The organism is Agrobacterium bohemicum (assembly GCF_002896715.1).
GTDB lineage: Bacteria > Pseudomonadota > Alphaproteobacteria > Rhizobiales > Rhizobiaceae > Agrobacterium > Agrobacterium bohemicum.
This window is the reverse complement of sequence record NZ_PGEL01000008.1, coordinates 1-7,616: the sequence shown is the minus strand read 5'-3', so window position 1 is coordinate 7,616 and position 7,616 is coordinate 1. Positions and strand designations below refer to the sequence as shown.

General features: G+C 52.6%; 9 protein-coding genes and 1 tRNA gene. 3 read left to right on the top strand and 7 right to left on the bottom strand.

The window, feature by feature from the left end; genetic code table 11:
* Window positions 1-186: 186 nt before the first annotated feature.
* Window positions 187-534 (bottom strand): DUF4145 domain-containing protein, encoded by a 348-nt coding sequence (locus CUC55_RS00095; protein ID WP_245304067.1) that lies wholly within the window; start codon window positions 532-534, stop codon window positions 187-189.
* A 35-nt stretch (window positions 535-569) separates the two neighbouring features.
* Window positions 570-995 (bottom strand): DUF4276 family protein, encoded by a 426-nt coding sequence (locus CUC55_RS00090; protein ID WP_280940040.1) that lies wholly within the window; start codon window positions 993-995, stop codon window positions 570-572.
* Window positions 996-1,003: 8 nt separating this feature from the next.
* On the opposite strand from CUC55_RS00090, the gene CUC55_RS00085 reads away from it, so the two are divergent.
* Window positions 1,004-1,528, top strand: a complete 525-nt coding sequence (locus CUC55_RS00085) for a hypothetical protein (RefSeq protein ID WP_157940870.1) — start codon at window positions 1,004-1,006, stop codon at window positions 1,526-1,528.
* Between the two features lie 200 nt (window positions 1,529-1,728).
* Here CUC55_RS00085 and CUC55_RS00080 read toward each other — a convergent pair.
* The 5 genes from CUC55_RS00080 to CUC55_RS00055 form a co-directional block, all read right to left on the bottom strand.
* Window positions 1,729-1,802: transfer RNA gene (locus CUC55_RS00080), tRNA-Gln, on the bottom strand.
* A 238-nt stretch (window positions 1,803-2,040) separates the two neighbouring features.
* On the bottom strand, window positions 2,041-2,952 hold the full coding sequence (locus CUC55_RS00075) for a dihydrodipicolinate synthase family protein (protein WP_067654033.1): 912 nt from the start codon (window positions 2,950-2,952) through the stop codon (window positions 2,041-2,043).
* An 8-nt stretch (window positions 2,953-2,960) separates the two neighbouring features.
* Window positions 2,961-3,674, bottom strand: a complete 714-nt coding sequence (locus tag CUC55_RS00070) for a GntR family transcriptional regulator (RefSeq protein ID WP_103086619.1) — start codon at window positions 3,672-3,674, stop codon at window positions 2,961-2,963.
* Between the two features lie 761 nt (window positions 3,675-4,435).
* Window positions 4,436-4,750 (bottom strand): DUF6916 family protein, encoded by a 315-nt coding sequence (locus CUC55_RS23435; RefSeq protein ID WP_067654024.1) that lies wholly within the window; start codon window positions 4,748-4,750, stop codon window positions 4,436-4,438.
* Window positions 4,751-4,766: 16 nt separating this feature from the next.
* Window positions 4,767-5,453 carry a phage tail protein gene (locus CUC55_RS00055; RefSeq protein WP_067654021.1) on the bottom strand — a complete coding sequence of 229 codons (687 nt, stop codon included), beginning with the start codon at window positions 5,451-5,453 and terminating at the stop codon, window positions 4,767-4,769.
* A gap of 533 nt (window positions 5,454-5,986) precedes the next feature.
* Here CUC55_RS00055 and CUC55_RS00050 point away from each other — a divergent pair.
* Both CUC55_RS00050 and CUC55_RS22950 read left to right on the top strand, forming a co-directional pair.
* Window positions 5,987-7,429: a putative Ig domain-containing protein gene (locus CUC55_RS00050; RefSeq protein ID WP_103086617.1), complete on the top strand. Its 1,443-nt coding sequence runs from the start codon at window positions 5,987-5,989 to the stop codon at window positions 7,427-7,429.
* On the top strand, window positions 7,426-7,616 hold a 191-nt coding region (locus CUC55_RS22950), incomplete at its 3' end, for a hypothetical protein (RefSeq protein ID WP_210200647.1). The genes CUC55_RS00050 and CUC55_RS22950, both read left to right, overlap by 4 nt.

The window sequence follows — 7,616 nt, the reverse complement described above, 5'->3', positions numbered from 1 at the left end:
AGATGGCTTCCCCTCGGCAGTTCATCAGAGCTAAATCAACCTAGCCGACCTGTCCGGTGAAATGGGGTGCACTCCAAGTGCAGACAACGCGAGCCCGGTGCAGAACGTGCCTCCGGCAAACCCACCTAGCGCGACAGCCCAAATAAATTTATCTTTGTACTGTTCTGGACTTTTTTCCTTCATACTCTATGCCGGGCGGCCTTTAGAGAGCGGTTTCCCGGCGCGCAGCAGTTTTTCGTCAAGCGCAGCCTTCCTTTCAAGGGCTAACGCGGGCCGCTCGTAGAAATGCTCGAAGCACTCTTCGATCACCTCTAAGCACCATTCTGCCTCTTCTGCCTCAACCGGAATCACCTGAAGAGTTGTGACATCATTCAATGGATGAGCCGAAAAATTACCAAAGTGCCGAACAGCGTCAATCGTTGTACGCAGATTGAGCGGAATCGACTTCGTCAAATCCCGCTCGTCGAGTAGGTCGTTGATCTGTTTGACGAGGTCCTTTTTATTGTAACCCTCTTTTGTGAGAATTCCTTGCAAGCATCGCCGCGATAAGGCGGCTGAAGCCTTCGGGCTCACCGCCAAAACTGCGCAGGCTTCGAAGTAATCCTCTTTGAGAGCTGCGGGAACATGCAAGGATAAACGAGTTGTTCAAGAGCATTCAGCCAATTATCGAAAATTGGACATTCACTCCTGACTGTTGCTAGCCCGATATCGATCATCGCCACGTTGCCATGCAGAACTTTTTGATATCCCGGTAATGCAGCTAACAGTCGTTTTGAAGGAGCAGTCTGATAACTGTCGTTGATATGTTCGGGAGTCTCGAAGGCCGCCCTTATGGTCGTGAAATCTGATGCGAGTGCCGGCACTCCCATAGAATGGGCCATTGTCGTCGGGTCACTGAAGAGCAACCCTTCGAATTCGTGCATAGCAACGAAAGGAATGAAGCGATCGGCCAAGTTGGCATGCTTATGCCATTGATGGCATGCGGGACGAGACAGCCTATGAGATGGAACGCGATTTTCTGTCGCCGGTCGACAGCAAAGCAGCTTCAGCTCTCAACTCGCTTAAACAAGGTGAAGCGCTGTCGGAAGCGCAGCGCGGTGCTTGGTCGATGTTCATCGCTTCGCTGATATGCCGAATGCCGGAAGATGTAAGGCTCATAAAGCAAATGCTAGCCGAATTGGGGCGGGGCACTGCGCCGTCACTAAGAAGGTTTTATGATGCGTCTATCCCGTTCGCGTTTTATCTATGTTGGCTCTCGTCTGACTTTATCAACAATCAGCTACCAAGCACCGGCCATGTGGTCGCCGCTGCAGCCTACATTTATCTCGGTTTCGTCGGGCTATGGGCCTATCGCATCCTGTTTAGTTATACGAAGTGGGCATTCCCTCTTGTTGAGATTACCGATCAGTCCACCCGTCCAGCGTTACATCGAAAAGTCTGCTGGGCTATAATTTGCGTTGTGTCCGGAAAGGTCTTCTGGGACGTAGCAGACCCCATCCTATCCATCAGAGGGATGCTGGCCTTCTAGGCGCGGCACAAGGGGAATGACGTGGCCATTGGCGAGTTCGAAATATGGAAGCTAGAGAAAGCGTCGGCATCTCAAGTTACCAAANTCAAACCCTCATACGCTGGTCATCTAATGCGATGTTGATGAGAGGTACATAACGCGGTACGACTTGAGGTACGAGGTTGCCCGTAAGGCTTTGAAATTACTTGGGTAAAAAGAGTTGGCTGGGGAACCTGGATTCGAACCAAGATTAACGGAGTCAGAGTCCGTCGTTCTACCGTTGAACTATTCCCCAACGCAGTCGAAGTCGTCGTGCGGCTTCGCTGAGGCGTCGTATAAATGATTTGTCTCGCTATGCAAGCCAAAAATTGCGCTTTNCCAAATGATATTGAAGCTCGTGGTGTTTTTGTTGCGCCGCGAATTGCTCGCTGGACCAATGCGGTATGAAAAAGGCCTTTNCCACACCCATGGAGGAGAATTGGAAAAATCCCGCCCATAGATGTGCAAATTTGAAAGCGGAGGTTTGCTCCCTATCAGCGATTTGCAGATCTTTGTACTTTTATGCGCTCCACGATTTCCTTCAATTCGGAACGTTCGACATCATTTAGCGCCTCGACACCAGGAATGCGTACTGGACCCACGTCTGTACCGAGCATTCCAAGCGCCTCCTTGACGACGGTGACGTTTGCGCCATTAAAATATTTCGTGCGTAGTGCTTCGAAGCCAGCAATCCCATCTATCAAGTTTCGTGCTTCTTCGTAATTCCCTGCGTCCAGCGCCCTGTAGATGGCATGCGAGCGCTCTGGAAAAACGTTTACCAGTCCGGAGGTGAATCCGCGTGCTCCCATGGCATAAAATGCTGGTGCCCAGCCTTCGGCTAGGCCACAGACCCAAATCGTGGACGTGTCTTTGGTGGATCGAATGACCTCTGCGAGCAGCATGAGGTTGCTGGATGCGAATTTGATGCCAGCAATATTTGGATGCAACGCCAGTTGCCGGAAGTCGCTGACCGACAAGTTGTCGCTACGCACGTAGGCGATGACAGGAACCGTCGAAGACGTTGCCAGATCCAGAAAGTACTTTGCCTGGTAGCTTGGCCCGGCAAAGGGGTCCATCGGATGATGTCCCATTATGGCGTCGGCGCCCTCGGCGATGGCATCGCGAGCCAATGCTTTTGCTTCGGTCAGTGAGCGACCTACCGCGGCACTGACTAAGGCTTTTCCGGCCGCCGCCATGATTGTTGTGCGATGTACGAGGCGAACTTCGTCCATGGTCAGAGTAAAGAACTCCCCGGTATTGCCGGCTGCCATCAAATTGTGGACGCCCGCATCGGCGAGACCGGCAATCAGCGTTGAAAGCTTCAACGTATCCACGCTTCCATCAGCCGCATAAGGTGTGACTGGCACACCTGATATTCCCGTCAACGCCTTGCGAACTTTGTCCATTGCTGAATTCACCGTATTTCCTCCCGCGTATTGAAANTCATGCTCAAATAAGTATTCCCGGAACGTATCACGTGGTCACGCATCGCTCTCTCAGCCTCATCGCTCTCGCCTGAGATGATTGCGGTAGAAATGGCAATGTGTTCCGCCAGTGCTTTCGCACACTCTGACGGGTCCAGATGGATGATCCGGCGAATGCTGGCGTCGTAGAACCGCTGCCGCTCGATCATCCGGGCCAGATATCTGCATTCGGATGCGGCATGAATTTGGTCGTGAAATGTCTCGTTGAGTTCGATGAGGTCGTCGGCCGCTGCGTTTAAGCTGGCGGTTCGCATTCTGTCGATCGTCTGTTCCAGGGCGCGGACAGCATCCTGCGTGATACGTTTTGCTGCAAGGCGCGCGATCATGGATTCGAGTGCTGCGCGCGCCAGTATTGTTTCTTCTGCCCAGTCTGCATTGAAGCGAATGATGATGCCACGTCTTGCTAGAGTCTCGACAAGTCCTTCTGCCTCGAGTTGGCGAAGAGCCTCCTTGATAGGTGTTGTGCTGACCCCAAGCTGCTCTGCGAGCTGCCGCTCGTTTACGCGTTCATCAGCAGCAAAGCGACCCGATAATATGGCGGTTCGAAGCGCACGATGGACATGGTCTCTGAGCGTCGTCAGGAATTGTGGATCGAGCCGCTCGATGCGTTCCTCTGATGCGGGCAGACCTATGGTATTGAGCATTACGAGGCCTCTGAACGGCTTGAATCCCAGCGTTGAAATCTGATATATCAGATTTCAATACCTGTCCAGATCATTAATCCCTTTATTAGGAAGGCTGGGAAATCGGTGAATACGTAGCTTTTAGCCGGGCAATATAACGTCTACCAGATGATGAATATTCGCCTCAATCACTCCTGTGGCTGCCAGACCATGTGGATGAGGGGAGGGGCCAGGGATGCGACCCGGAAGCCTAGCTTTTCGTAAAGGGGCTGATTGTTGCTGGGACCGAAAATCGGCGTCGATAATGTGAGAGATCGCCTGCCGCGTCTGGCGGCGNCCTGCAGGCCACGAATAACGTTGGAGCCAATGCCGGTGGTTCTAGCCGCTGACACGACTTCGATCTCGCTGATCCGCCAGTCTGCATATCCCAAGTCCAAGACGACACGCCCGACCTTTTCTCCAAGCTTTTCTATCAGCAGATCAAGATGCTCGGGGTAGACCGCTTCCTGACCGTTCCGCATGATAGAGTATTGCTGCTCAAACAGATCGCGTATGAAATCCTTTTTGCCTTCTGCCCAAGCAAGCCAAGGGCGCGCCTGCATGAAGAGTTCCAGAAGAAAATCCTGGTCGGTTGGTCGGCAAAAACGCAAGGTCAAGCCGCCGGAAATATCAAAGGAGCCGTTGAAACCATTCATAGATTTACCTGTTGAACATCATCGAGCGAAAGAGGCCGCTTTCACCTCTTGATCCTGAGCACCTTTCAAAACCAAGACCGATTGGGATCAATTGAAGATGATCTCTAATACGGCGGTATCAGCTCGGTCGCTAATCACCCGGCCGATGTGAACCGGCCCGACTGTACCGATTGTTTCGTGTTGGATAGTGAATATCCCATCGTTTCTGGGCGGCATCTGGTTCGCGGCTGTCTCAAACAAGAGCCTGAAAGCCGTTCTCGCGGTTCCTGGCATGGTGCCACGCGGATATTTTCTGCAATCCGCAAGCTTGACCATGAGGACCGTGTCGCCGTCTCCCAGCAAGGAGAAATCGGCTCCGATATGCGGAAGAAACACCTCCGCAGAGAGACGTTGAATGTCCATAACGCTTCAATCTCCCCTATTCGCGGGTAGGGTATATCCCGTTCATGCATATGATGAAGTTGATGGCCTGTGATGAGGGGCGAATATCTACAGGCGCTCCGCCTCCGGCTGTGCCAACGGTCACGGTTCCCCCAGTCACCACGCCCGGAACCGTAATGCTAAGCTCAGGTATGGACGGAGAGCCGTCCAGCGAAGCGCTGACGCCCCCAAGTGACACGGGATTCGAACTTGTTGCTGCGTAAATTTTTGTCGTGGCACCACCTGTGGTGGCTAGATATGTTCCTGCTGTCGCTAGATTGGAGGTAGCAGTGGACGTCGAGACGTCCAGCTTTGCCGATACTGTTTGATTGCCAGTCACTGCCGCCGTTTTGAGGTCGAGGTCAGTTTTCGTTGGCGCAAAGGTCGTAGTGTGTGAGTGGACGGGCATTTGCGAAATGGAAAGGGCTTGGGCGTCGTTGCCGGACTTGGTGCCGATGGCATAGTTTAGGTTCCCGCCATCCTTCGCACCCCAGCCGATCGGCACGCGACCCCGGAGATCCGGCAAGCCGAAAGAGGTCTTTCCGTCGCCGCCATAATAGTTCGCCAAAAGCGAGAACACTGCCTGATACTGATTGACGTTGACTTGCTGCCCCCAGCAGAGTTGCCAACCGTATGGATTGAAATTGAAACCCGTTGGCAAAATAGTTGCAATGAAAGCATCCATTTTTATTCTCCTATGGCGTGCGCACTGAAAGATAGCGGTTGTTACTATCGAATCAATTTATAAGTGCATTAACATAAATATGCAATCTAGAATAATTTCCATTATGCTTCAGGAAGTGCCTTACCGTTCTTGCCATTCAAATGTCTTTGTTTTGTTTACACTTTTTGAATCTCACGCCAGTCTAGCTTCCCGTCGTCTTTGCGTCATGACATACGGCATGGAAGCTGATCCACCTCCCGCAACCCTTTAGTTGCAATTAGGTTGTGACCGACGCGCCACATGAGTTGAATTATGATTCGCTTAGGTCATCTACTGGTTGTTAATAATCTGGCTAAGTCATGCGAATCTCGCTACCTGAATAATATGTATTGTTGTCCTTATGTAACCTGCGGGGGCAGGTGGGATGGCTAGGGTGCGGGGAAAATCGGGTGACGTTAAAAAAGCGCGTAGTCTCAGTCGGTTTGCGTTTTGCAGCCTCTATTTTTAAGGTGTTGCGGGCATGGTCGTTTTNAAGGGCACTCATAACTCTGTTGATGTACGCTGGCATTGCGGTACCCGCACACGCTCTCTCTAATACATGTACCGCAATCAACACAGACTGGGGTACCAGTCAGACATTCGCTCCCCCAAATGGCATGCGAGAATCGCCGTACGAGGTCTATTCAAGCTTTGACGTTGGCGAGACGTTGAGCTGGACAGCAAGTCACTCTGGCACTGCGTTGGCAAATAGCACGGCAACTGTTGCACTAGTTTTNCCAAACTATGATTACATATTAGTCGTTGGCACCGACGATGACCCAAATTTTTCGAAATCCGGTACTTACACGATAACAAGTTCCGCACCTCCTTTCGATGCGTTTAACGTAGAGGTCGATGTCGACAATCAACTGCCGGGTACGTCCAGCGCCGTTACCATTCAGGTTGTCTGTTATGATAGCAGCGCCCCAACAATCACGTCTTTGAGCCCGCGCGGCGGGTCGGTAAGCGGTGGAACTTCGGTCACCGTAGAAGGCACCGCTTTCGTTGGCGTCAGCGAAGTATCATTCGGTGGGGTACCTGCGTCCAGCTATACAGTCGTTAGCCCAACCAGGATCGTGGCTATTGCTCCAGCGAATGTTTCGGGTGCTGCAGATGTCAATGTATCCAACGGCAATGGTGCGGCTTCGCAAAACCAGAGTTTCATTTACGCTGAACTGCCCGTCATCTCGCCTGCTGCCGGTGCTCTCACAGCGGGAATTGTTGGAGTTAACTATAATGCCGCGACGTTTTCCGCCTCAGATGGCGTCGCACCCTATAGTTTCGCAGTCGCTGATGGCGATACGCTGCCAGCGGGATTATCACTCAGCGTCACAGGTGAAATTACCGGGATTCCAACAACGGCGGGAAGCTATAATTTCACGGTTGTCGTGAAAGATGATATAGCTCAGACGAACGCCGCAGCGTATACGATGGAAATTGCCGAACTGCCGATTGTTGGCGCCGTTTCCGCGCCTGTTGCAGCCAACAGTGCAGACAATGTGATTACGCTGAGCCTTTCGGGTGGCGCAGCGACCTCGGTTGCTGTTTCAACCCAGGCAACGAAGGGTGTCGCGACGGCATCCGGCACGGCGATAACCTACACTCCAAACCCRGGTTATTCCGGGGTCGACAGCTTCAGCTATACCGCCACCAATGATGCCGGTACCTCTGCATCCGCAACTGTCACGATCACCGTATCGGCTCCGACATTCGCTATTTCACCGGCATCAGGTGCCCTGACCAGCGGAACCCAGAATGTCTCCTATTCCAGCGGCGCAATTGCCGTATCGAATGGAATGGCTCCCTACACATTTGTGCTCGCCAGCGGAGATGCGCTTCCCGCAGGTTTGGCTSTTGATGCAGCCACTGGCGAAATCTCGGGCACACCGACATCGATGGGGAGCGCCAGCTTCACGATTGATATCACCGACGTCAACACGGTGTGCCCGGCTCCGTGAGTTATACACTTGCTATCAGCGAGCAGCTTCCGATTGCCGGTGCTGTGTCTAAAACGGTTGCGGCGAACAGTTCGAACAATGCGGTCGCGATTGCTATCTCGGGAGGGGCGGCAGTCTCRGTGGCAATTGATACGCAAGCGACGAAAGGTACGGCCACAGCCTCCGGCACCTTGATCAGTTACACCCC